General features: G+C 63.5%; 28 protein-coding genes. 12 read left to right on the top strand and 16 right to left on the bottom strand.

Annotated features, from left to right (window positions below; translation table 11 throughout):
- From H8B02_RS11045 to H8B02_RS11035, 3 genes are all read left to right on the top strand, one after another.
- On the top strand, positions 1–215 hold a 215-nt coding region (locus tag H8B02_RS11045), incomplete at its 5' end, for an HRDC domain-containing protein (protein WP_229166262.1).
- 283 nt (positions 216–498) lie between these two features.
- Entirely contained in the window at positions 499–2,247 is a 1,749-nt protein-coding gene (locus H8B02_RS11040) for a flavin-containing monooxygenase (protein WP_229166261.1), read from the top strand.
- Between the two features lie 83 nt (positions 2,248–2,330).
- The gene (locus H8B02_RS11035) at positions 2,331–3,272 is read left to right on the top strand and encodes a metallophosphoesterase (protein WP_229166260.1); all 942 of its coding nucleotides are present in this window, start codon (positions 2,331–2,333) and stop codon (positions 3,270–3,272) included.
- 160 nt (positions 3,273–3,432) lie between these two features.
- Here the strand turns inward: H8B02_RS11035 and H8B02_RS11030 are convergent, their stop codons facing one another.
- The 3 genes from H8B02_RS11030 to H8B02_RS11020 form a co-directional block, all read right to left on the bottom strand.
- A complete protein-coding gene (locus H8B02_RS11030) occupies positions 3,433–4,695 on the bottom strand; it encodes a S1C family serine protease (RefSeq protein WP_229166259.1) in 1,263 nt (420 codons plus the stop codon).
- Positions 4,696–4,897: 202 nt separating this feature from the next.
- On the bottom strand, positions 4,898–5,143 hold the full coding sequence (locus tag H8B02_RS11025; RefSeq protein ID WP_229166270.1) for a hypothetical protein: 246 nt from the start codon (positions 5,141–5,143) through the stop codon (positions 4,898–4,900).
- 138 nt (positions 5,144–5,281) lie between these two features.
- Entirely contained in the window at positions 5,282–6,295 is a 1,014-nt protein-coding gene (locus tag H8B02_RS11020; RefSeq protein ID WP_229166258.1) for a 1-aminocyclopropane-1-carboxylate deaminase, read from the bottom strand.
- A 161-nt stretch (positions 6,296–6,456) separates the two neighbouring features.
- Here H8B02_RS11020 and H8B02_RS11015 point away from each other — a divergent pair, with 161 nt between their 5' ends.
- Positions 6,457–6,921, top strand: coding sequence for an Lrp/AsnC family transcriptional regulator (locus H8B02_RS11015; RefSeq protein ID WP_092122337.1), 465 nt, complete (start codon positions 6,457–6,459; stop codon positions 6,919–6,921).
- Positions 6,922–6,941: 20 nt separating this feature from the next.
- Here the strand turns inward: H8B02_RS11015 and H8B02_RS11010 are convergent, their stop codons facing one another.
- Positions 6,942–7,184 (bottom strand): hypothetical protein, encoded by a 243-nt coding sequence (locus tag H8B02_RS11010; protein WP_229166257.1) that lies wholly within the window; start codon positions 7,182–7,184, stop codon positions 6,942–6,944.
- A gap of 295 nt (positions 7,185–7,479) precedes the next feature.
- Between H8B02_RS11010 and H8B02_RS11005 the strand changes: the two genes are divergently transcribed.
- Together H8B02_RS11005 and H8B02_RS11000 are read left to right on the top strand one after the other, a co-directional pair.
- A complete protein-coding gene (locus H8B02_RS11005; RefSeq protein WP_092122331.1) occupies positions 7,480–7,686 on the top strand; it encodes a hypothetical protein in 207 nt (68 codons plus the stop codon).
- A gap of 195 nt (positions 7,687–7,881) precedes the next feature.
- Entirely contained in the window at positions 7,882–9,030 is a 1,149-nt protein-coding gene (locus H8B02_RS11000; protein ID WP_229166256.1) for a LysM peptidoglycan-binding domain-containing protein, read from the top strand.
- 20 nt (positions 9,031–9,050) lie between these two features.
- Here the strand turns inward: H8B02_RS11000 and H8B02_RS10995 are convergent, their stop codons facing one another.
- Complete coding sequence (locus tag H8B02_RS10995) at positions 9,051–9,431, bottom strand: c-type cytochrome (RefSeq protein ID WP_312000796.1); 381 nt, start codon at positions 9,429–9,431, stop codon at positions 9,051–9,053.
- Positions 9,432–9,492: 61 nt separating this feature from the next.
- On the opposite strand from H8B02_RS10995, the gene H8B02_RS10990 reads away from it, so the two are divergent.
- Positions 9,493–10,386, top strand: coding sequence for an NAD-dependent protein deacetylase (locus tag H8B02_RS10990; RefSeq protein WP_376711639.1), 894 nt, complete (start codon positions 9,493–9,495; stop codon positions 10,384–10,386).
- 23 nt (positions 10,387–10,409) lie between these two features.
- Here the strand turns inward: H8B02_RS10990 and H8B02_RS10985 are convergent, their stop codons facing one another.
- The 7 genes from H8B02_RS10985 to H8B02_RS10955 all read right to left on the bottom strand — a co-directional run bounded on the left by H8B02_RS10985 (position 10,410) and on the right by H8B02_RS10955 (position 14,813).
- Positions 10,410–10,706 carry a hypothetical protein gene (locus tag H8B02_RS10985; protein ID WP_092122321.1) on the bottom strand — a complete coding sequence of 99 codons (297 nt, stop codon included), beginning with the start codon at positions 10,704–10,706 and terminating at the stop codon, positions 10,410–10,412.
- The gene (gene minE, locus H8B02_RS10980; RefSeq protein WP_229166268.1) at positions 10,703–10,981 is read right to left on the bottom strand and encodes a cell division topological specificity factor MinE; all 279 of its coding nucleotides are present in this window, start codon (positions 10,979–10,981) and stop codon (positions 10,703–10,705) included. Before minE ends, H8B02_RS10985 begins: the two co-directional genes overlap by 4 nt.
- Positions 10,981–11,796: a septum site-determining protein MinD gene (gene minD, locus H8B02_RS10975; RefSeq protein WP_212316733.1), complete on the bottom strand. Its 816-nt coding sequence runs from the start codon at positions 11,794–11,796 to the stop codon at positions 10,981–10,983. Before minD ends, minE begins: the two co-directional genes overlap by 1 nt.
- A 21-nt stretch (positions 11,797–11,817) precedes the next feature.
- On the bottom strand, positions 11,818–12,534 hold the full coding sequence (gene minC / locus H8B02_RS10970) for a septum site-determining protein MinC (RefSeq protein WP_092122312.1): 717 nt from the start codon (positions 12,532–12,534) through the stop codon (positions 11,818–11,820).
- 169 nt (positions 12,535–12,703) lie between these two features.
- Positions 12,704–12,952: a hypothetical protein gene (locus tag H8B02_RS10965; protein WP_229166254.1), complete on the bottom strand. Its 249-nt coding sequence runs from the start codon at positions 12,950–12,952 to the stop codon at positions 12,704–12,706.
- Between the two features lie 47 nt (positions 12,953–12,999).
- Positions 13,000–13,716, bottom strand: coding sequence for a TetR/AcrR family transcriptional regulator (locus H8B02_RS10960; RefSeq protein WP_229166253.1), 717 nt, complete (start codon positions 13,714–13,716; stop codon positions 13,000–13,002).
- A gap of 110 nt (positions 13,717–13,826) precedes the next feature.
- A complete protein-coding gene (locus tag H8B02_RS10955) occupies positions 13,827–14,813 on the bottom strand; it encodes a tripartite tricarboxylate transporter substrate-binding protein (protein ID WP_229166252.1) in 987 nt (328 codons plus the stop codon).
- 243 nt (positions 14,814–15,056) lie between these two features.
- Here H8B02_RS10955 and H8B02_RS10950 point away from each other — a divergent pair, with 243 nt between their 5' ends.
- Positions 15,057–16,715 carry an alkaline phosphatase family protein gene (locus H8B02_RS10950; RefSeq protein WP_229166251.1) on the top strand — a complete coding sequence of 553 codons (1,659 nt, stop codon included), beginning with the start codon at positions 15,057–15,059 and terminating at the stop codon, positions 16,713–16,715.
- A gap of 94 nt (positions 16,716–16,809) precedes the next feature.
- Here the strand turns inward: H8B02_RS10950 and H8B02_RS10945 are convergent, their stop codons facing one another.
- From H8B02_RS10945 to H8B02_RS10935, 3 genes are all read right to left on the bottom strand, one after another.
- Entirely contained in the window at positions 16,810–17,190 is a 381-nt protein-coding gene (locus H8B02_RS10945) for a TadE/TadG family type IV pilus assembly protein (RefSeq protein WP_229166250.1), read from the bottom strand.
- Positions 17,187–17,684: a TadE/TadG family type IV pilus assembly protein gene (locus tag H8B02_RS10940; RefSeq protein ID WP_229166249.1), complete on the bottom strand. Its 498-nt coding sequence runs from the start codon at positions 17,682–17,684 to the stop codon at positions 17,187–17,189. Before H8B02_RS10940 ends, H8B02_RS10945 begins: the two co-directional genes overlap by 4 nt.
- Positions 17,685–17,905: 221 nt before the next feature.
- Complete coding sequence (locus H8B02_RS10935) at positions 17,906–18,961, bottom strand: TadE/TadG family type IV pilus assembly protein (protein WP_229166248.1); 1,056 nt, start codon at positions 18,959–18,961, stop codon at positions 17,906–17,908.
- Between the two features lie 104 nt (positions 18,962–19,065).
- Here H8B02_RS10935 and H8B02_RS10930 point away from each other — a divergent pair, with 104 nt between their 5' ends.
- Entirely contained in the window at positions 19,066–19,248 is a 183-nt protein-coding gene (locus tag H8B02_RS10930; RefSeq protein WP_229166247.1) for a hypothetical protein, read from the top strand.
- Between the two features lie 326 nt (positions 19,249–19,574).
- A complete protein-coding gene (gene upp / locus H8B02_RS10925) occupies positions 19,575–20,207 on the top strand; it encodes a uracil phosphoribosyltransferase (RefSeq protein ID WP_233287582.1) in 633 nt (210 codons plus the stop codon).
- A gap of 69 nt (positions 20,208–20,276) precedes the next feature.
- Here upp and atzD read toward each other — a convergent pair whose 3' ends face one another.
- Entirely contained in the window at positions 20,277–21,410 is a 1,134-nt protein-coding gene (atzD, locus tag H8B02_RS10920; RefSeq protein ID WP_229166246.1) for a cyanuric acid amidohydrolase, read from the bottom strand.
- Positions 21,411–21,771: 361 nt separating this feature from the next.
- Between atzD and H8B02_RS10915 the strand changes: the two genes are divergently transcribed.
- A complete protein-coding gene (locus H8B02_RS10915) occupies positions 21,772–22,806 on the top strand; it encodes an ABC transporter ATP-binding protein (protein ID WP_229166245.1) in 1,035 nt (344 codons plus the stop codon).
- Positions 22,807–22,823: 17 nt separating this feature from the next.
- Positions 22,824–24,116 carry an ABC transporter substrate-binding protein gene (locus tag H8B02_RS10910; RefSeq protein ID WP_229166244.1) on the top strand — a complete coding sequence of 431 codons (1,293 nt, stop codon included), beginning with the start codon at positions 22,824–22,826 and terminating at the stop codon, positions 24,114–24,116.
- Positions 24,117–24,158 lie beyond the last annotated feature (42 nt).

The following is a 24,158-nucleotide window of genomic DNA, read 5'->3' as shown; positions in this document are numbered from 1 at the left end:
CCCTGCATGCGGCCCTGCGCGCCTGGCGCTCGGAGGTCGCGCGCCAGCGCGGCGTACCGGCCTATGTGGTGCTGCACGATTCGACCATCGACGGCATCGCCGCGATGCGGCCGGATACGCTGGGCGAGTTGCGCAACATCGCCGGGATCGGCGACAAGAAGCTCGAGCATTACGGCGACGAGCTGATCCGAATCGTGAAGTCTAACGACGGCTGAACTTCGCGCTGAGCCTTAAACCAGTACAAGCGTACTGCATTGACTGCGGTCACACGCTCCGCCGGAGCCGTGCATGTCCACGCAATCCCCGGCTGCATCGCCCAACCTGCTCCAGATACCGCAGCGACCGGCCTCGCGGCATAGGAGCCATACCCGGCGGGGCAACGCATGCGCTTGCGGGCCGCGCCGCCCTCGCCCTAATCTTTCGGTCGTCGCGTCCAACGAGGCGCGGCCAAGACTTGCCGACAAGGCATAACGACAAGAGATAGGGAAGAGACGGGCCATGGCTCAGGAGAGCACCGCGCGCAAAGCCGCGCGTCCTGCCGAAAGTGGAACGTTCGACGCCGTCGTGATCGGCGCCGGGTTCGCCGGCATGTACATGCTGCATCGGCTGCGCGGGCTCGGCTTCACCGCACGGGTCTATGAGGCCGGCGGTGGCGTCGGCGGCACCTGGTACTGGAATCGCTATCCCGGCGCGCGCTGCGATGTCGAGAGCCTGCAATACTCGTTCTCGTTCTCCGAGGAACTCGATCAGGACTGGAGCTGGTCGGAGAAATATTCTCCGCAGCCCGAAATTCTCGCTTACGCCAACCATGTCGCCGACCGCTTCGACCTGCGCAGCCAGATCGTGTTCGACACCCGCGTCACCGCAGCGACCTTCGACGAGCAGGCATGCAGCTGGTCGATCGAAACCGATCGCGGCGACAGGGTCACCGCCAAATTCTGCATCATGGCGGTGGGCTGCCTGTCGGCGCCCAACCGACCCGCTTTCCCCGGGACGGCAGATTTCCGCGGGCCGATCTATCACACCGGCGAATGGCCGCATGAGGGTGTCGACTTCACCGGCTTGCGCGTCGGCGTTATCGGCACCGGCTCGTCCGCGATCCAGTCGATCCCGATCATCGCGCAGCAGGCGTCGGAGCTCACCGTGTTCCAGCGCACCGCGACCTGGTCGGTGCCGGCATGGAACGAGCGGCTGTCGGCGGAGTATCTGAAGGAAGCCAAGGCGCATTATCCGGAGCTGCGCGCTAAGGCGCGTGCGCGCCCGACCGGCTTCTACTTTCAATTCAACGCCCAGCCCGCATTGCAGGCGAGCGAGCACGAACGCGAGCGGCTGTATGAGGAAGCCTGGCAGCGCGGCGGCCTGCCCTTCCTCGGCGCGTTCGGCGACCTCCTGTTCGAGAAGGCCGCCAACGACACCATCGCCGATTTCGCGCGCGAGAAGATCCGCGGCATCGTCAAGGATCCCGCCACCGCCGAGCTGCTGTGCCCGCAGAACGTGTTCGGCTGCAAGCGGCTCTGCGTCGATACCAACTATTTCGAGACCTACAATCTGCCGCATGTGAAGCTGGTCGACGTGTCGAAGACGCCGATCGAGCGCTTCACCACCGAGGGCATTGTGGTCGACGGCACCGAATACAAGTTCGATGCGATCGTCTCCGCCACCGGCTTTGCCGCCATGACGGGCTCGTTCGACAAGATCGCGATCACCGGCCGCGGCGGGCAGACGCTCGCCGAAAAATGGCAGGCCGGCCCACGCGCCTATCTCGGCCTCGCCTCGGAGGGATTTCCGAACCTGTTCATGATCACCGGGCCCGGCAGCCCATCGGTGCTGGCGAGCATGATCCAGGCGATCGAGCAGCATGTCGACTGGCTGGCGGATTGCATCAGCCACATGCGCGACATCGGCGCCGGCACGATCGAGGCGGTCCGCGACGATGAGGACGCCTGGGTCGCCCATGTCAACGACGTCTCCACGGTCTCGCTGCGCTCGACCTGCAGCTCCTGGTATGTCGGCGCCAACATCCCGGGCCGTCCCCGCGTGTTCATGCCCTATATCGGCGGCTTCCCGATCTATGTGCAGAAATGCAATGAGGTGATGAATTCGGGCTATGACGGCTTCGTGCTGCAGGGTGCGCGCAAAGGCAACGCGCCGCCGCAGGTCCGCTTCACCGAGCGCTGGCAGGTGCCGCTCGACATCGAGGTGATCTCGCCGGCCGCGGTCGCCGCCAAGCGCGTCCCCATGGTCTGAGCTTCAGCGGTATCCCCGCCGGGATTGCGCATGATAGTGTCGTTGCCGCCCCGCGTTTCGCATCGCGGGCCGCGCGGGGGACGATGGCCGACACGGCATTGCAGGGATTGGTCGAGCGGATCGGCGCGGATCACGTCGTGCGCCGGCTTGGAATCGAGGCCGCGCATGAGAAGCAGCTGTTCGGCCAGGGCACACTCGTGTTCAACGTCGAGAACTGGAAGCTGGCGCCATGGGTGGTCGAGACCGCGCTCAAGCTGGCCGGCCTCCATGGCCGTGCGCGCCGCAACGCCGACCGGGTCGAGGTGCGGCGCAACCTGGTGACGTCGGCGCGCCTGCCGGCGGCGTTCGACGGCTTCACCATCCTGCATCTCAGCGATCTCCACGCCGACATCAGCCAGGGCGCGATGCGGCATCTGGCTGACATCGTCCGCTATGTCGCCTGCGACATCTGCGTCCTCACCGGCGATTATCGCGGCAAGACGTTTGGCCCGTTCGAAACCAGTCTCGCGCTGATGAAGGATCTCTGCGCACTGATCAAGCTGCCGCTCTACGGCATCCTCGGCAATCACGACAGCATCCGCATGACGCCGGCGCTGGAAGCGATGGGCATCAGGATGCTGTTCAACGAGCAGGAGCCGATCACGCGCGATGGCGCGACGATCCATCTCGCCGGCATCGACGATGCGCATTTCTATCGCACCGACGACATTGCAAAATCTGCCGCGGCGATCCCGCGCGATGCGTTCTCGATCCTGCTTGCACATACGCCGGAATCCTATCGCAAGGCCGCAGCGGCCGGCTTCGACCTGATGCTGAGCGGCCATACCCATGGCGGCCAGCTCTGCCTGCCCGGCGGCATCGCAATCAAGCTGGAGGCGCGGCTGCCGCGCCGGATGGGCAGAGGCGCCTGGCGGTTCGGCGAACTTGCCGGCTACACATCGGCCGGCGCCGGCACCAGCCTTGCGCCGGTTCGGCTGAACTGCCCGGCCGAGATCACGGTGCATACGCTGCGCCGGCTCGGCTGATACCCGCCCGTACGTCGCAGGCGCGCACGGCCAAAATATCGAAAACAACCCCATGCAAAGTAGCCGGCGGCTGCCCGGACTTTCGCAGGGAATGACGTGTGGCCGATCGCCATATGCGATCGCCCTGCCGTAAGGATGGGGAGAGGGAGTAGCGGAGGTCTCAATTGCCCTTCTTCGCGCTCGCGCTCTGCTCGTTCACCGTGCAGGTGATCAACAGGGTGTAGCCGCGCGCATCCTTGGCGATATCGGACGTCTCCTTCTTCGTCCCATCGCGCCATTCGGCGGTCCGGTACATCACCGCGCTGTTGTCAAGGAAGTCGCGCAGCGCGCCAGTCTTGATGGCGAAGTTGATGTTTTCCGGGATCGATCCCGTGGCCCGCGCCATCCTGACCGCGTCGAGCTTCGCGGCCACCACGCCGACCACGGCGCCGCCGAGATCGAACAGCGGCCCACCGCTGTTGCCGGGCTGTACCGCGGCGCTGATCTGCAGATGACGCGTGTCGTTGAGGATGCCGCTCAGCGAAGAAACGATGCCCGTGGTCACGGTGAAATCGGATGTCAGCAGGCCATGATAGGGGTAGCCGATCGCCACGACTCCGTCGCCAACCCGAATCGAGTTCTGCCGGATGCTCGCGACATCCTTGAACGGGGACGGCGCCTGCAGCAGCGCGAGATCGTTGGTCTCGTCGTCGGACACTAACCGCAATTTGACCGGCGCCGCACCGCTCAGATTGCCCGTGATCTCGCTGCAACCATCGACGACATGATGGTTGGTGACGACGTGGCCGCTATCGCTGACGACGAAGCCGGTGCCGGTCCCCGATCTCGCCTGCTTCGCGGGCGGCGCGTTGGGTGCTGCAGCCTGTTGCGGCGGCGCAGCCGCAGGCTTTGTCGCGACCGCGAACTCGCCGGCGTTGGAGACACCGTTCTTCTTCACCGAGACCACGCAGTTGAGCAGCGCCGGCAGCAATTGCGCGGTCTGATTGAGATTGAACTGAAACAATTGCCCCTGCGCGAACGCCGTCATCTGGCGCGCCTTGCGGAACTGATTGATCAGCGCCGAATTCACCGGCATCTCGACATTCACGAGCTTCTCGCCGAGCGGCATGCCGTAGACATTGAACGCGGGCTGGCCGTCGAAGGTCAGCGCAAGCGGAAAGGCTTCGCCCGGCGTCAAACGCCAGCTGTCATGAGCCAAGCCCAGCCGCCAGCTGCCATTCGCGGCAACCGCCACCATGAAGAAGATGCCGCTCTGGTATGTGCTCCCCGCCGAGCAATGCGTGAACGCACCACTCTCGTCGGTGAAGGCGCCGCCCTTCCAATTGCCGACCGTGATCGAGCCGTAAGGGCCGCGGGCGCTCGATGGAGTTGCGGACGCAAACAGCCACGCGGCCACAACGACCGCCCAGATCGCAACTCTCATGACATACGCTCCCCAGCCACAACCCCTTAGGAGGCGGAGAAATTCATCCGCAAGTGGTGCGTGGCTTGGCCTTTGGTCCACGGCCACGCAATACCGCCGCGGATGAGGCGATCGCCACACCCTCAGGTTACAGATGGCATGTTCCTATTATGTTCCTAGAATGTCAACCCGGACACATTCCAGCCGCCGCGCCAGGCGGACGTTATTGCGGCTCCCGAACCGAAGACTGCGCCGGCGGATTTGGATCGCTGAACCAGGAGCGGGATGCCAGCCCATGAACGCCGACACCGATCAGGAAAATGCCGGCATAGAGTTCGACCGCATGGTTCATCGTCAGCAGGCGGGCGCGCAACACGACGCCGTGGCCCGGGTAAGCCCAGAACCAATGTCCCACCGCGACGATGCCGACGCCGAGCGCGGCGATGGCTCGGCCGGCCGCATTCATCATCCTCACGCGAAGGTCTCCCGGCTCGCCCGGCCTGGACAGGATATCGGGAGAAGCTGACGCCGACCTGACGTCGGTAGGGGCGTAGCCCGGATGAAGCGAAGCGCAATCCGGGCTACGACATGAGAAGCGCCGGCCGCCTCAGCCGTTCCTGAACGCGTAAGCGTAGCCGTTGAGCGCCGGCGCACCGCCGAGATGGGCGTAGAGCACCTTCGACCCGGCCGGGAAGAAACCCTTCTGCACCAGATCGATCATGCCCTGCATCGATTTCCCCTCATAGACAGGGTCGGTGATCATGCCTTCCAGCCGCGCGCTGAGCCGGATCGCCGCCTTGGTCTCCTCCGACGGCACGCCATAGGCGGGATAGGCGTAGTCCTCGATCAGCACGACATCATCCTCGACAATGTCGCGGCCGAGCTCGACCAGATCAGCGGTGTTCTGCGCGATCGACAGCACCTGTGCCTTGGTCTGCGCAGGCGTGAACGAACCGTCGATGCCAATCACGTTGCGCGCGCGCCCGTCGGCGGCGAAGCCGACCAGCATGCCGGCATGGGTCGAGCCGGTCACCGTGCAGACGATGATGTAGTCGAACTTGACGCCGAGCTGGCGCTCCTGCGCGCGCACCTCTTCGGCGAAGCCGACATAGCCGAGCCCGCCATATTTGTGCACGGAAGCGCCGGCCGGGATCGCGTAGGGCTTGCCGCCCGCCGCCTTCACTTCCTCGAGCGCCTGCTCCCAGCTCTTGCGAATGCCGATGTCAAAACCTTCGTCGACCAGGCGCACATCCGCGCCCATCACGCGCGAGAGCAGGATGTTGCCGACGCGGTCATAGACTGCGTCCTCATGCGGAACCCAGCTTTCCTGCACCAGCCGGCACTTCATGCCGATCTTGGCCGCGACCGCCGCAACCATCCGCGTATGGTTCGACTGCACGCCGCCGATCGAGACCAGCGTGTCGGCGTTGGAGGCGATCGCGTCGGGGATGATGTATTCGAGCTTGCGCAGCTTGTTGCCGCCGAAGGCGAGCCCGGAATTGCAATCCTCGCGCTTGGCATAGAGCTCGACCTTGCCGCCGAGGTGCTTTGACAACCGATCGAGCTTCTCGATGGCAGTCGGCCCGAAGGTGAGCGGGTAGCGTGCGAACTTCTCCAGCATACTGGCATCCTCTTTGGTGGTCTGGAACGGCGGCCAGAACTATCACCCCGGCTGCGAAAGGTGCTCTCTAAGTCAGGCCACCCGATCGCCGAAGATTGCTGAATTTGCACCGGATGATATGTTTTCTCTCACATTACTGGCTAGCGATGAGAGATCCTTCCATGTCCGCCCGGCTCGACCGCATTGACCTCAAGATGTTGAGATTGCTGCAAAAGAACGGCCGGCTCAGCAACGCCGAGCTGGCCGACCAGGTCGGCGTCAGCCCCGCCACCTGCCATCGCCGGACCCAGGCGCTGTTCGACGAGGGCTTTCTCAGCGGCGTCCGCGCGATGGTCGCGCCGCGCAAGGTCGGCAAGGGCGCGCTGGTGATGGTCGGCGTCGTGCTCGACCGCTCGACGCCGGAGAGCTTTGCGAGCTTCGAGCAGGCGGTGGCGAAGCTGAAGTTCGTGCTCGACTGTCACCTCGTCGCCGGCGACTTCGATTATTTCCTCAAGATCCGCGTCGGCGACATGGAGGACTTCAACCGCATCCATGGCGACCAGCTGATCGCGCTGCCCGGTGTGCGGCAGACCCGCACCTTCTTCGTGATGAAGGAGGTGGTGGACAATGCGGAGTTGGAGTTCTGAGCTGCGGTTCCGCTCAGCACCTACTTCGAAGCTTTGGCGATCTTGTGCGCGAGATGGCCGGTCTGATGATCTCTGCGGAGTTGGCTCAGCGAGGTCTCGTTCAACGCAGCCAGGACATCGCTCAGCTTCTCGGTTTCGGGATAACCCGCTGCGAAACTTGGCCCGTAAACCTTGCGCAAGGTGCGGAGCAGCGTGTTGCCGTGCTTGCCGCTGATTTCGCCATCCTTGTTGGGATGCCGGTGGTCGAGACCCGCCTTGCCCATGTTGCTCTCCCTTGTACCATTGGCTGGCAGCATCTGCCTGCGGAGATCAAATGGCAATTGAGGCCGCAAACGGCCGGGAACCCACCCAGCGCTCTCACCCATCCTTGGTCGAAGGCGAGTATTTGGTGGCTATTTGCGGCGTATTCGGTCAATGTAACCAACGTGCTCCTGCGGACTCCGGAGAGGCCTGACGCGGCCATCGAAGTAGCAAGTCGCGTCCATACGGGAAGCCACAGCTCCATTGCGTCACAGCACAGTCCTGCGTGAGAGCACCCCCAACTGCAGAGGTGGACAGATGTCATATGCCTACAAGCTGAATGAAGACGTTCACCACCGGGCCCAGGGGCCGCAAGGTCGCGCCGAGGCCGATGAGCCGGCGGTCTACACCATCATTCAACGCATGCCGATCGAAGCCGACGGGCGGCTTCGATACCGAATCAGGAGCAAGGCAGGCAATATCGAGCGCGTGGTGACGGAAGAGCAGCTGACGTACTCGCAATAGGCAATGCGCCGCCGGGGTTCTGAGCCAGACGCGATCCCCAACAGCTACGGCGTCGGCCAGCCTGCCCGAGAGGAGTAGTCCTTTCATTCGACTTGATGGGCCGCGCAAATCGGCGCAGTCTCTTTCCGGACTCCCCACAGGGCTGCAGGGTCGCGCGCGTGGATGCGCGGGTCGATTCATCCGGGGATGACCGTCATGAACGTCACGGCGATGAGACTGGCCATACCGTTGCTGGCACTTGCGGCCGGCGGCACCGCTGCGTTCATCTTCGGCATCCACCAAACCCAGCAGATCCTGGGCGTAAACACCCGCTTGATGGCGACGGCGCCAGCGGCTCCCGCGCGAGACCAAGACGCGGGGAACCAAGACAAGACTGCGCTGGCAAAGACGCAGACCGAGACCGCGGCGCTGGCCAACGCTTTGGCAGGACCGTCGCCAACACCGGGCGGCAACGCGGTGCCGGAGTTCGACGTCGTCAGCATCGAGCCGACCGGCGAGACCGTTGTCGCCGGCCGGGCGCTCCCTGGCGCGACGGTGGAATTGCTGCGCAATGGCGAGGTGCATGATCGCGCCGTGGCGGACAAGTCCGGCCAGTTCGTCATGGTGCCGCGCCCGCTTCCGCCGGGAAACTATGACCTCACCCTGCGCATCACGCATGACGGCAAGCCAGTGACCTCCAAGCAGAGCGTGGCAGTGGCGCTGGACGCTGCGGCTAGCGAGCGGCCGATGGTGGCGCTGATGGCGCCGGACAAGGCGATCCGCGTGCTGTCGCAACCTGCGGCGGCGACGCACGGGAAGGTGGCTGTCGAGGCCGTCGAGACCGAACCGGGCGGCAAGCTCCATGTCAGCGCTCAGGCAACGCCCGGCGCGAACGTCAGGCTCTATCTCAACGACAGTCTGATCACATCCGCGACTGCCGACGCGGCGGGGCACCTCTCGGTCACGATCAACAAGGGCGTCACGACCGGCGATTATCGGATCCGGCTTGACGACGTCGACCCCGGCTCCGGCAAGGTCCGCGCGCGTGCCGAGGTGCCGTTCAACGTTCCGGACACGACGACGACCGCATCGATCCCGGCGCCTGCGGCATCGTCCGGCCGCACAGATGGGACCACGCCGCAGCTCGCGGCGGCAACCACCGCCGCATTGAGCTCACCCTCCGCCGTGATCGTGCCGAAGATCACCACGACCACGGTCGCCCGCGGCGACAGCCTGTGGCGGATCAGCCAGCGTGCATTGGGTGCCGGGCAGCGTTACGCAGTGATCTATCGGGCCAACTCGCAGCAGATCCGTAACCCCAATTTGATCTATCCCGGCCAGGTGTTCGTGCTGCCGGCTCGGTGAGGCCGGCATTCCGGCAACGCTCACTTGCCGGCGGATTTCAGGAAGGCGACGATCTTGGCGCGATCCTCCGCCGAGCGCACGCCGGTATACGGCTTCATGCCGTTGCCCGACACCACGGCTTCGGGATCCTCGATGAAGCGCAGCAGCGCGCTGTCATCCCAGACAATGTCGGATGATTTCATCGCCTCCGAGTAGGGAAAGTTCGCAACCGATCCGGCCTTGCGGCCGATGATGTTGTGCAGGTTCGGGCCGACACGATTGTCCCCCTCCTTGACGGTGTGGCAGGTGCGGCAAGAATTATTGAACGCCTGCTCGCCGGACACGCCCGCATCCTGGCCATGGGACGGCGACAATAGCAGGGACATCAGGCCGCAAACGACGACGATGAATCCTGGCCGCATCGGTCTCTCCCTCGGCAATTGAGCTAAACAAGACAGTTTGCAACACCCCGCCCCGGCCGCCATGCGGTCAACGCAGAGGCCACGCGAAGGGTCCTCATCTGGCAGGCCCCACATCTGGCGCAGGCATGCCCGCCACACTAGATGTGCTGCCATGCAGCACCCCGCCCTTGAGGATTTCGTCGCCGGCCACCAGCACCTGTTTGTCCTGACCGGGGCCGGCTGCAGCACCAATTCCGGCATTCCCGATTACCGCGACAGCGACGGCAACTGGAAGCGGACGCGGCCGGTGACGATCCAGGCATTCCTGGGTGAGGCGGCGACGCGCCAGCGCTACTGGGCGCGCAGTATGGTCGGTTGGCGGCGGTTCGGCCGCGCGACGCCGAATGGTGCGCATCGCGCCCTGGCGAAGCTCGAACAACAAGGTCGCTGTGAGCTGCTGCTGACGCAGAATGTCGACCGCCTGCACCAGGCCGCGGGCAGCCAGCGCGTGATCGACCTGCACGGCCGGCTCGACGTGGTGCGCTGCCTCGGCTGCGGCGCGACGACGCCGCGCGAGCAGTTTCAGGGCGAGCTGGCGCGGCTGAATCCCGCCTGGCTCACGCTCGATGCCACTGACGCACCTGACGGCGATGCCGATCTCGAGCAGGATTTTTCGTCGTTCGTGATACCGGCCTGCGAGGCCTGCGGCGGCGTGCTGAAACCCGACGTGGTGTTCTTCGGCGAGAACGTGCCGCGCGACACCGTCGCGTCGGCGCAGGCGCATCTCGAGCAGGCCGACGCTCTTTTGATCGTCGGCTCCTCGCTGATGGTCTATTCCGGCTTTCGCTTCGTCCGGATGGCGGAGCAGCGCGGCTTGCCGATCGCCGCGGTCAATCTCGGCCGCACCCGCGCCGACGATCTGCTCACGCTCAAGATCGAGGACCAGTGCGAGGCGGCGCTGGCGTTTTTGCTGTAGGCCAGCGCCGTTCGCCCGCGCTCTCACGCGCGATGGCGCTGCGACTTGGCCATCGGCATGTTGGCGTTCCAGTGCGTCCAGCTGACGCTGGCGAGGCTGCCCCGGTCCGTTGCCAACGGACGACGCGTGCGGCGCTCGTACTCGGCGATGCAGCGGCCTGATTCGCCGATCTTGCGCTGCAATTCGTCGATCGTCATCTGCGTCGCGCGGCCGCAATTGGCCTTGCCGAGCTGATCGACCTCGATCGCCTTCAACGCCGCACGCAGCTTCTTCAGCTGCGCGCGCTGCCAGGCAATGTGACTGTTGCTGTCTGCTGTCATGTGGCCGCCACCATCTTTGATCGTTGCATGCCGTTGGGTACCTCGATGTCGACTTCGAGCATCGAAACGAACTTGCCCCGGTCCATCCGAACCACGACCTTGTCGGGATCGACGTCGATATGCTTGGAGACCACGCCCAGGATTTCCGAGCGGAGCATCTCCAGAAGGTCCGGCGTGCCGGTCCGGCCGCGCTCATGCGACAGCAGGATCTGCAACCGCTCCCGCGCGACGGGCGCCGATGCAGAGCGGCCGCCGAACAGCCGCATTACGTTCATCATGCCGCCCTCCGTCGCAGCAGCCGGTCCATCAACCCCTTGCGCTCGACCGGCACGATCATCTCGACCGCCTCGCCCATCAGGCGCCGCACCGCGTCGGTATAGGCCCGCGCCGGCGCGCTGCTTGCAGCGTTCAGCGTGACCGGGCAGCCGACATTGGAGGCGCGCAACACGTCCTGGCTTTCGGGGACGATGCCGAGCAGCGGCGTGGCAAGGATCTCCAGGATGTCGTCGATCGACAGCATCTCGCCGCGCGCGGCGCGGGCGCTGTCGTAGCGGGTGACCAGCAGATGCTTCTCGACCCGCTCGCCGCGCTCGGCGCGGGCCGTCTTGGAATCCAGCATGCCGATGATGCGGTCGGAATCGCGCACCGACGACACTTCCGGATTGGTGACGATGATCGCCTCGTCGGCATAGCGCATCGCGAGCGTCGCGCCGCGCTCGATGCCGGCCGGGCTGTCGCACAGGATCCAGTCGAACTTGGTCTTGAGATCGGCGATCACGCGCTTGACGCCTTCTTCGGTCAGCGCGTCCTTGTCGCGGGTCTGCGACGCCGGCAGCAGCCAGAGATTCTCCAACCGCTTATCGCGGATCAAGGCCTGCGGCAGCTTCGCAACGCCCTGCACCACATTGATGAGGTCGAACACGACCCGCCGCTCCGCGCCCATCACCAAATCGAGGTTACGCAGGCCGACGTCGAAATCGATGACGACGACGTTCTGGCCCATTTGCGCGAGCGCCGCGCCAAGCGCAGCGGTTGAGGTCGTCTTGCCGACCCCGCCCTTCCCAGACGTCACGACCAATACCTTGGCCATTCTCTCTCTCCTTGTGGTCGATCAGTTCAAAGCTGTGATGCGCAGCATCTCGCCCTCAAGCCACGCCTGGGCGGGCCGGTTGCGCAAGCTGTCGGCGATTTCATCTGCGGTCTGGTAGTAGCCGTCGATGGCGAGCAGTTCGGCCTCGATCTTCTGGCAGAAGATCCGGGCCGCCGAGTTGCCGTTGATGCCGGCCATCGCGCGGCCGCGCAGCGTGCCGTAGACATGGATCGAGCCGCCGGCGACGATCTCGGCGCCGGAGCCGACCGAGCCGAGCACGGTGACATCGCCCTCGGCGAACACGATCGACTGGCCGGAACGCACCGGGCTCTCCAGCAGCAGCGACGGCAGCTTGGTCTTGTCCTTGTCTTTGTTTTTTTCCTGCGCCGGCGGCGTCTTCGGCTCGACATGGGTGATCGCGCAGGCGCGGCCGCCGGTCAGAAGCGGCGGCAGGTTGGCGCCGAGCTTGGATTCGTCGACACCCTCGATGCCGAGGATGCGGATGTTGCGTTCAGCGAGACTGCCAACCAGATGCGCGATCGCGGCCTGGCTGAGATCGACAGCCGACAGGTCGAGCACCACAGGCTTGCCGGCGAAGAAACCCGGCGACTTTCCCAGCGTCGCGTCGATCTCGGCGAGCCAGGACACGACCGGCACGACGGGCGAGAAAACGAACGCAACATAGGAACGGCCGCGCATGCGGACCTGCTGACGTGCCACCTGTTGAGTTGCGTCCATCGCCTCTGACTCGGCTGTATTTTCGAATGGTTAACAATCGGACCGCATGGTTAATCAAAGGTTAACGGAAGGAGGTGTTTTCACGGATTTGCGATGACTGCTCCTCGGACAACCGCTGTTGGCTGCGACCTGTTGCCTGGACGCATGATTCTGGGACCGGCGGCGAGGATCAACGCCGCGACGGCGACCGTTCGGCCTGCACGGATGCATCGAACACCGCGCGGCATGACGGGCTGAGCTGCTCGACCTGCGCCGCCATGCAGTCCCTGATCCGGTCGCGGTCCGGAATGTAGGCGCCGCACAGGCGGACCGCGTCACCCATGCAGGCTTGACGCTGCATCGATTCGTTCAGTCCGGACTGGGCCATGGCGGGCGCGATGGTTGCGCCGAGCAGCACGAGGGCAAGACGAAGTTTCATGGTTCACTCTCTCACTGACAGGTTGAAGTGTTGGTCGAGACTGGATGTCACGACAGCGGCGTGTGGCCGTTGCCGGCGGCGGGTTCGGCGTCGGCTTGCGACGGCGGAAGATGCAGAAGCGTTGCGATCGTCGTATCGAGCAGCTGCGTCCGCGCTGTCTCGGGATCGATTTCGGGCGCGAACCGGCCGAGCAGAATCGGAAAGGCCGGCGGCTGGTTGAGCGCCGCGTTGAGCAACACAAAGAACAGCGCCGGATGGCTGCTGCGGATGATGCCCGCCGCGATACCGGCCTCGAAGAGCTCGCGCGCGCTCTCATAGGCCGGACGCAGCAGCTTTTCGGTCACCATTGCGGAGCGCTCCGGCGCTTCCGCGCCGTGGCGAACCACGAAGTCCCTCACCTGCGGATGCGCGGCATAGAACGTGGCGACGCGGATGATGAGATCGCGCAGCCGGTCGGCCAGCGAACGGCGCGTGTCGGTCGCGATCGCATGCACCTCGGCCATCACAGGCTTCGCAAGCACCACGATGCGGTCGAGGCAGGCATCCCATAGCGCGGCCTTGTTGCCGAAGTGGACGCGCACGAGATTCGGCGCGACGCCCGCCGCCGCGGCGATGCTGCGCAGGTCGGCACCGTCGGAACCGAGACTCGCAAAGGCCTCGGTCGCCGCGATCAGTAGCGCCTGGCGGCCGTCGGGCATGTCCTTGCTGCGGCGTCCCTTGGGCCGGGAGGCCTGCGCCGCCACCAATTTACTCGGATCAGTCATCGTCGCTCTTATATGTACGATTGCACATATAGGAGCATGAACCGTCTTTTCAAGGCAACGAGCCCGGATCGGGGCCGGTCAAAAACACTTTTTGAATCAGATGATTGCGCCTATTCCGCCTTGATGTTGGCCGACTTGACGATCGGCCACCACTTCTCGACCTCGGCGGCTTGATGGTCGCGCAGCGCGGCGGGGCTCTGTCTATCCGGCGGCGGGATCTCCTGCCCGAGCTCGGCGAAGCGTTGCCGAACGACGGGCTCGGCGAGTGCCGACGTCACCGCCTTCGACAACGTCGACACGATATCGGGCGGCGTGCCCTTCGGCGCCCAGATGCCGTGCCAATAGGCGATATAGAGACCCGGCAGTCCGGCTTCGTCGACGGTCGGAATCTCGGGTGCCGACGCGAGCCGTGATGATGCGGTCACCGCAAAAGCCTTCACGGTCCCGCTCTTCACCTGCGGCAGCGAGTTGGAGGCCTGATCGAACATGATGTCGATATGCCCGGCCATCAGATCGTTCAGCGCGGGACCGGCGCCGCGATACGGCACGAACGAGAAGTGGGTAGCCGTCAGCTGCTGGAAAAACACGCCCGCGACATGCGCGCCCGAACCCGGGCCCGCGGTGCCGGCGGTGGCCTTGTCGCCATTGGACTTGAGCCAGGCGATCAGCTCGTTCAGATTCTGCGCCGGCAGATCGGGCCGTCCGATGATGAGCTGCGGTCCGCTCGCGATCAGCGCAATCGGTACGAATTCGCGCACGTCATATTGCAGCTGATAGATCGCGCCATTGAGGCAATGCGTGCCCCAATGCCCGATCGTGATCGTGGTGCCGTCCGGCGCCGAGCGCGAGGCGCGCAGCCCCGCGACGGTGCCAGAGGCACCCGTGACATTCTCGATGATGACAGGATGGCCGAGCGTATTGCGCATATATTCGGCGAGGATCCGCGCCAGCACGTCGGTCGGCCCACCGGCGGCGAACGGCACGATCATCGTGATGGGGCGCGCAAGCGTTTCCGCGCGCGTGCCGCGGCAAGCAAGCGGCAGCGTCGCCGCGCCGAGCCCGAGTTGCAGGAATGGCCGGCGAGACATGTTGGGCATGCGCGTTCCCCCTCATGCTCTCATAGAGCCGGCAGTGTCGCGCGGTCCAGCGTAAGACGTCAGAGACTTGAACGGCAAAAGCTTGCCGTTGCGCGGCGTCGCCCCGCCTCGGATGCCCGTCAGCCCCGACCACGGTCATCGAACTCGCATGAAAGCGTCATCCCGCCGTCAATTGACCGCGACAAGTTGTCGCGGCCAGCGCAGGCGATTCCAAATTCACCGAAATCAAAGAGGGGCGAACTCATGAGTGGCTTTCGTGACTATTTCTTGTCAACCGCCGCGATAGCGGCAGCCATGCTGGCTTGCGGCGTCGCCGTCGCGCAAGCGGATGACGACAACGACCATTCGCAGCGACATGGCTACAAGCACGTCCTGCTGATCAGCGTCGACGGCATGCACGCCGTCGATTTGAAGCGTTGGGTCGAAAGCCGCCCGGGCGGCAACTTCGCCCAGCTCACTGGAAAGGGCGTCGTGTATCCGAACGCCTATACCACCGCGCCATCCGACAGCTTTCCCGGCATGCTCGCGCAGGTCACGGGCGCCACGCCGAAGGGCGGCGGCCTGTTCTATGACGACAGCTATGACCGCACCGAATATCCGGCCAAGGCCTTCTACACCAGCCAGGGTCTTGCGGACCCCGGTTGCGTCGGCCCGGCGGGAACCGAGCTCACCAACTTCGAAGCGCTCGACAAGACCTACAATTATTCCAGCGGGCTGGTCGCCGATTACACCGCCGGCGGCACGCTGGGTCAGGTCTACACCCAGCTCGATCCGGATCACATGCAGCGCAAGCTCGTGAACGGCCAGTGCGTGCCGGTCTATCCGCATGATTACGTGCGCACCAACACGATCTTCGAAGTCATCAAGGAGGCCGGAATGCGCACGGCCTGGTCCGACAAGCATCCAGCCTATGAGGACCTCGCGGGCCCGTCGGGCAAGGGCCTCGACGAGCTCTTCACGCCGGAAATCAATTCGCAGGACACCATCGACGCCGGCGCCCAGCCCGGCGACGACTACACCAAGAGCTACACCGGCGTCCGCTCCTACGACTCGCTGAAAGTGAAGGCGGTGTTGAACTGGATCGACGGCTATGACGGCACGCGAACCCAGCGTCAGCCGGTGCCCGCGATCTTCGGCATGAACTTCCAGGCGGTCAGCGTCGGCCAGAAGCTCGCCAAGGCGGGCCATGCGGATGCCGACAAGTCGCTCGTCGGCGGCTATGCCGACGGCAAGGCAACGCCCGGCAATGCGCTCACGCTGCAATTCCAGTTCGTGGACGACGCGCTCGGCAAGTTCGTCAATGAACTCAAGGCGCAAAACCTCTACGATTCGACGCTGATCATCGTCAGCGCCAAGCACGGCCAGTCACCGATCGACGTCAAGGACCGCGTGGCGATCTCCGACGCCTTGTACAGCAAGGCGCCCGGTTTCGGCACCAACGGCTTCGAGATTTGCGATGACGAGGCGCTGGTCTGGTTGTCGCCGGAGCTGCAGCAGGCGACCAATCCGGCGACCGGCCATCCCTACTACGCAGATGCCAAGGCTTACATCCTGGCCCACGCCGCCGATCTGCATATCCAGAAGCTGCTCGACCGCGACGAACTGACCAAGCTCTACGAGGATCCGTTCCACAACAGCCGGGTGCCGGACTTCATCGCCATCACCGATCATGGCGTCATCTGCACCGGCGGCAGCAAGCTCGCCGAGCACGGCGGCTTCTCCAACGACGATCGCAACGTGCTGCTGCTGCTCTCTTCGCCGCGCATCAAGCATGCGAGGGTCGTCGAGGAGACGGCTTTCACCACCCAGATCGCGCCGACGATCCTCCATGCGCTCGACCTCAATCCGCGCAGGCTCCAGGCGGTTCGTGACGAGGGTGTCGAGGCCCTGAAGCTGAAGTAAAGCGCAAAGGGAGCAACGCACCGAATGGCCTACTTATCGGCGCCCCGGGCATGGGGCGCCGATATCTTTGCGGCGCGCCTCAAGAGGCGAACTTTCAGGCCGGGAAGCAGGCCGCGGCCGTCAGCGTGAACGGCGCCAGATTGAGGATTTGGGGAAACTGGAATTGATAGTTCGCGCTCACCTGGCTGCCGCACGCCGCGGCACTGTAGGTGAACGTCGAGGACGGCAAGCTCAGTCCAAACGCTTGCTGGGTTGCGTAGGTGGCGATCGCGCTCGGGTTGCCGGTCGGGCAAAGCGCGGCGTTGACGCTGGCGCATCGCGCCATGACCCCCACTGCGTGCTGCATTCCCACCTGCGTCCACATCAACAGACCGAATTCGATGACGCCGAACAGGAAAGCGAAAAAGAGCGGCGCGATCAGGCCGAACTCGAGCGCCGACGCCCCGCTCCGGTCGGGCCATAATGCGCGTTTCACTGCAGCCTCGCTGTCGACTGGGTGCTGATGATATAGGCGTTCGGAACGACCTGATAGTTGATGATGGTCGAGTAGCTGCCTTGCGCGGAGACGATGGTGTACGTACCCGCCATTCCGCCTCCGGGACAGATTCCGCCGCAGGTCATGCTGCTGACGCCCGAGGCGGTCGCACACCCGCAAAACTTGATCGGAACAGGCGAGGCGTTGATCACATTGGAATTCGTCGCGGCTGCCACGGCGGTCGAAATCGCATTGGCGTCGAACCCATGTGCGATGGCATACTCGACGCCCGCTTGCGACGAACCCTCCACCTGCATCTTGCGGTAGATCGCAAGGCCGATATCGGTCACCGAGACGACCATCAGCGAAAGCAGCGGAACCGGGACGCCGAATTCGATCCCCGCGACACCGCGCGTGTCATTTCCGAACCTGCGACGGAAGAGTGTGCGGCGGCGTTGAGAACGACGCTCACTACCTATCGTGCCCGTTTTCATCTCATCCCTCCAGCTTACTCGACAAGCTGCGCTGTCGTCGTACCGATGGCATTACCGCCCATCGCAGCGCAATTGACCTGGACATTGGAATTTCCGACGATCGAGATCGTGTCGGCGATGATTTGCGTACATGTCGTGCTCGTGCCGTTGCCGCCACTGAAGCTCAGCGCCCCTTTCGGCAGGTAGACCTGCTCCCTGCAGATTCTGCGTACCGCCGCCCGTCAAGTTGAAGCTGCTGCCGACCGGCATCTTTCGGTCGCCATAGATTGCGATTCCCACGGTCGTTCCGCTCGTCGGCGCCGTGAGGCTGACGTTGGCGTTGCTTCCGATCGTCGCCAGCCCCAGTTGCCGCCCGAGCCGGTAAACACCAGGGTGACGCCCGTTCCCGTGATCGTGGTGTTGCCGGCCACAGACAAATTCGCGCCGTTGAAATAGTAGATCCCCGGATTGAGTGTCAGGATCGCACCTGCGGCCACCGAGATATCGCCGCAATAGCTGCCCGGGCTGAGGGTCGTCGTCCCCTTCACGTTGAACTTGTTCGAGTAGTCGCACCACGTCGGCATCGTGGGCGTGACGTTGGCATAGGGATCCGCGATCGCCCTGATGCCGGTCCGAATGCCGTTGGTCGCCGTGATGCTGCTCGTGCCGGAAACCCCGCCGACGACGCCAACCATGGCTGCGGATATCGTTGCCGTCCCGCTGACATTGAGTGCCGAGCCGCCGTTGGAGTTGTCATAGAGGTTGCAGTTGATCAGGTTGAGCTGGGTGTTGCCCTTCACCGTCACGGCGGGATTGGCGGTCGGGTCGAGCGCCAGCACGCAGCCTGTGCCGACATTGCCCAGTGCGACGGCACGGGCCGTGACCGGCACCGCTCCGGAGCCAAACAACGCCGACATTAGCCGCGCTTGCGGCTGGGTGATGATGACTTCGACCGCCTGGGAGCTGGAAGTGAAGCTTCCCGTGGACGGCGGCTGGTTCACGGTGACGGTGACGTTGGCGATCCCGTTCGCGTAGCCGTAGAACGTCGTGATGGCGTTGGCTTCGGTCGCAAAATTGGTGCCGGCGGTGGCTGCACTGACCGCCGCGGAGTCGGCCGCGCTCATCATATTCTTGTGCTTGTAGAACCACCACGCGACCTCGGTACCGAGTCCTGCGGTTCCCACCAGGACTGGCATCAGCAAGGCGATGATAATCGCGTAGCTGCCGGACTGGTCGCGCGCAAAGCGCTTCAGGAGACCATCCGGGCACGCTTGGCACTCATCCGGTGCCGACCTCATTTGCGAGGATATTCCAACTTCCGCCTTCCAAGTGATGAAGGCCGTCATGTTGTCCTCACGCCGCTTGTGGCAAGCTTCCCCGATTCCTACAGCGTGACAATTTAATGTCAGTTCTGCGCGATCGACGAAAATCGGACATGGCTCTTAACACTCCTTTGGCCAATCCGGGCTTTCCGATCCTCTGTCGTGCCGCAGCAAACATGACCGTAGAAGTTGGCCGCGCCCGGTCGCGTGAGCGGTTCGGCGGCGGCGCCATCGGTGATCTCGGCGAGAACACCAATCGCTAGCCTCATCCGCGCCCGACAGGCTCGCGTTCGGCGGGCGCGGCTTAACCTCCGACACCGGACTTTCGATGGCCTGGTAGACTTCGCGCAGTAATGCATTGGTTTCGACGAGCAGATTCCCTATCCTCCGAATGGGCCATGATCGTGTTCCGCAAAACACGAACAACGAGTCAGGCGATGAAGGGGCCGGGTGGATCGCCCTGAAGAATAGCCCTTCCGCCCAATGAATGAGGCCGCGCTCGACGGTCAGAAGAAGCGGGGCACGCTACTTGCACACGCGACGACTTGGACGAACTCGCACGCGCCCCCTTTATTGAGAAAGCCATATCATGACCAAGAACGTGAACCTCGTCAGCCATCCCCTCGTCCAGCACAAGCTCTCGCTGATGCGCGACAAGGATCGTTCCACCAAAGGGTTTCGCGAGCTACTGAACGAGATCGGAATGCTGCTCTGTTATGAGGTCACCCGGGATTTACCCCTGGAGATGGTCGACATCGATACGCCGCTCGCTGCAATGAGGACACCCAAAATTGCGGGCAAGAAACTCACATTCGCTCCGATCTTGCGGGCGGGTGTCGGGTTTCTCGACGGAATGTTGGCGCTCGTCCCATCAGCACGCGTCGCGCACGTCGGCCTTTACCGGAATCCGGAAACACTTCAAGCCGTGGAGTACTTCTTCAAGGCGCCGCAGGATGTTTCGGAGCGCATCGTGATCTTGCTGGATCCAATGCTTGCTACGGGAAATTCCGCCAGCGCAGCGGCCCGCCTGCTCAAATCGCGAGGCGCGCAAGACATTCGGTTCGTCTGCCTGCTCGCAGCCCCCGAAGGAATTGCCCGATTCCAGGACGAGTGTCCGGACGTTCCGATCTGGACCGCTGCCATCGACGAAAAACTGAATGATCACGGGTATATCGTGCCAGGCTTGGGCGATGCAGGAGACAGAATGTTCGGTACCAGGTGAGCCGTCGGCAGCGCGTCCGTGCTGAAGCGTGAACAGATGCCGTTCGTAACGGCACACGACGCCCGATGCTCAGTCGGACCCGTTTGCCAACAGTCGAGCGATTACGGCAACCGGCCCGCCACCTGGGGGTCCCTGATGTTCGGCTCCGCCGGAAACATACACAGCGCTGGTTCCCGACAATCCGCTGATCAATCCGCCGACGGCAGCGCGAGCGTGCCGGGTTGAGCTGATGTCAGTATCCTCAAGCATGATGTGACGAAATCCGCGGATGCTCCCGTTCGGCGCGGCTTCCGCCTTGGCAAAAATATTGACGAGCTGCCGCGACGCCGTCGGCGGCTTGAAGGCGCCGTCGATGTGCAGCCCCACGCTTTTCAACGCATCGATCACCGCTGCCGAATCAATGGCGTCCTTCATCACGGCGTGTCCGATCTCGAATGGAGCCGCCGACGACGTCGTATTGCCCAGCACGATGACCACGTTATGCATCAGTTCGATGCCCGCCGACGTGGAGGCGACCGACGAAAACAGATCGAACCGCCGGAGAACGTGTTCGTCGTCAATCTCGCTTTCAACCTCGCCAAGCGCGACGGCCACGCCCAGCGCTGAGGCGCCACGGGAATACGCCATCGAACCGTATGCGCTGTTGGTCACGGTCTCATGACCCCGCGCCACCGCTTCCTCGATGCGGTCGCTGGTCAGAAGCGGGCACTTAATCTGCACAAAATGAACGTCCTGCGGATCGACGATCCCAGCATCGGCCATGGCGGCAGCCACCGCCCTTGCGGTTTCCCTGATCTGCACGTCGCGACCGATCTCCTCGGGCAGGAAATCCCGCGTCTGTGCCATCCCGATGCTAAGGCGTTTGCCGGAGATACCTGAATCGTGATTGGCGGCATCGTCACGGGTAAACACGGTGATATGTGGACTGAGCACGCCTTCCGTCCCACCCGACATCACGAACGCAATCCGTTGCTCAACGCGATGCGGCGGCAGATCCAGATAAGGCGCCAGGGCCGTACGGAGAGCTGAAACGGCGAACTCACGCGTGAAATCGTTGACGCCACCATTGCCCTCGGTCTTCCCCAAGATCGCGACGATCGACGTTGGATCGATCCTGCCTTGCTCGATCAAGCTCAGCAGGCCGGAGACATCACCGGGGCCCCTGGTGGAAATACGAACGACGTCGACCGATTTTGTGCGCATGCTCTTCCCCTCGGATATCTTCGGACTGGCGAAAAGATATGGCAAGCCAAAACGCCTCCCGGCGCCTGCGGGCACGGCACCGGTTTTGATCGCATCGAGATGGCTTCGGCAAAGGGATCGACCTTCAACATCGCCTCGATCGCCTACGTCCGGAACTCAAGCCTCGCAGACAGCGTAGCTGGCAACTGACCTCCGATCTCGGTCGGAGCGGCGCGGCCGACCTCGTCGGCCGGCGGAATCTGCCCAATTTTTGTCTGGCCTGTCGCAAGATTTGGCACATCTGTTGCATCGAATTCCGGGTCGCGTGCCGGGGCGACAATGTCGCTCAAGATCCCTGGCAAGACTATGCGGAATGGTGCGGATGACGACGACGGCGGCGCTCGAACTCGTACAGTTGACCAAGATGTACGGCGGCGTCACCGCCGTTGACGCCATCAACCTCAAGATTCCGCCCGGCTCCTATTGCTGCCTGCTCGGGCCGTCCGGCTGCGGCAAGACATCGACGCTGCGCATGGTGGCCGGCCACGAATCGGTCACTTCAGGCGACATCCTGGTCGGGCCGAAGAATGTAACCGACCTGCCCCCGGCCGATCGAAGCACGGCGATGATGTTCCAGTCTTACGCCCTGTTCCCCCATCTCTCGGTCATCGACAACGTTGCGTTCGCCTTGAAGATGAAAGGCGTCGCCAAGGCTGCACGCCATGACGAGGCCAACAAGTTGCTGGAGCTCGTCGACATGCAGCCCTATGCGGCGAGGCTGCCAGGCCAGCTTTCCGGAGGCCAGCAGCAGCGAGTCGCACTCGCGCGCGCGCTGATCACCTCTCCTCAAATCCTGCTCCTCGACGAGCCGCTGTCGGCGCTCGATCCGTTCTTGCGGCTGCGGATGAGAGCCGAGCTGAAGAAGCTGCAGCGCGAGCTCGGGCTTACCTTCATCCATGTGACGCATGGCCAGGACGAGGCGATGGCTCTGGCCGATATCGTGGTTCTCATGAACGCGGGCCGGATCGAGCAGCAGGGTTCGCCGCGTGAAATCTTCAACCACCCTCGAACCGAATTCACGGCGAAATTCATCGGCGGCCACAATGTAATTGCTGTGGGTCCCGAGACCTTCGCCGTTCGGGTTGACCGGCTGATGCCGAAGCGGCCGAGCGAAGCCGTCGCTGGTCCATCGGTTGCAGGCACCATCAGCGAGGTCGAATACCAGGGAACCTATGTCCGCGTTGTCATTGCCGTCGACGGTGGCTCCGAGATCTCGGCCCAGGTCACGGAAACCCAATTCGACGCGGCCAACTACGCTGTCGGTGAACGCGTTCTGGCCACATGGGACCCGACGCAGGCCAACCTTCTTAAAACCACGAGTCCTGTAATCGCCCGGTCGCCTGAAAGGGCGGCGTGACACCCAAGGAGACAATCATGAGCAAATCCTCGAAATTCGATCGTCGCATTAGCCGTCGCACCATGCTGAAGGGTGCGGCCGGAGCGGTCGGCCTTGCGGCGGGTTCGGGCGCAATTACCGGATTTCCCTACGTCCATTCAGCCGATCCGAAGGTTCTGCGTTATCTCGGAACGGCGGTGAACGAAGGTGACGAGATCTCCAAGAAGTGTCTGGAAGATACCGGAATCAAGATCGAATACATCACGGCAACCACCGACGACGTGACCAAACGCGTGATCACCCAGCCGAACTCGTTTGATGTGCTGGATACCGAATATTTCTCGCTGAGAAAGCTGGTGCCGTCGGGCAATATTTTTGCGCTGGACGCCAGGAAGATCAAGGAATTCGACAACATCACCCCGGTGTTCACCAAGGGTCAGCTGCCGAACGGCAAGAAGATCGGCGATCAGGGCACCGCGCCGTGGAAGGTGCTTTATCTTGAGGGTGCAAACTCCAAGACGTTCTCAAGAACGCCGACCGAATTCGTGACGCTGATCCCGACGGTCTACAATGCCGATACGCTCGGCATCCGGCCGGATCTGATCAAGCGGCCAATTTCATCGTGGACCGAATTGCTCAATCCCGAATTCAAGGGCAAGGCCTCGATTCTCAACATTCCGTCGATCGGAATCATGGATGCCGCGATGGTGGTCGAAGCCAGCGGTCAGCACACCTATGCCGACAAGGGCAACATGACGAAGGCCGAGATTGATCTCACCATGAAGATCATGACGGAAGCCAAGAAGGCCGGCCAGTTCCGCGCGTTCTGGAAGGATTTCAACGAATCCGTCAACCTGATGGCCTCGGGTGAAACCGTCATCCAGTCGATGTGGTCGCCCGCGGTCACCAAGGTGCGCTCGATGGGGATCGCCTGCACATTCCAGCCGCTCAAGGAAGGCTATCGCTCGTGGGCGTCGGGGTTCTGCGTATCGAAGGCGGTTACGGGGCCAAAGCTCGATTGGGCCTATGAATTCGTGAACTGGTACTTGTCGGGTTGGGCCGGCGCCTATCTCAACCGCCAGGGTTACTATTCGGCTGTGCTGTCGACTGCGAAGGCCAACATGACGGCGGACGAGTGGGGCTACTGGATGGAAGGCAAGGCCGCCGTCAGCGACATCAAGGCACCCGACGGCACGATTCTCGAAAAGGCCGGCACCAAGCGCGACGGGGGATCCTACGAAGACCGCATGGGCGCGGTCGCCTGCTGGAACGCCGTTATGGACGAGAACGATTACATGGTGCGCAAATGGAATGAATTCATCGCCGCCTGATGCAATCCAAAGGAGGACAAGGCGTTGACAAGTCCTGCTGCG

Source organism: Bradyrhizobium altum (assembly GCF_020889705.1).
Taxonomy (GTDB): Bacteria; Pseudomonadota; Alphaproteobacteria; order Rhizobiales; family Xanthobacteraceae; genus Bradyrhizobium; species Bradyrhizobium altum.
Note: the sequence above shows the minus strand (reverse complement) of the source record. Positions and strands in the feature narration are given on the sequence as shown.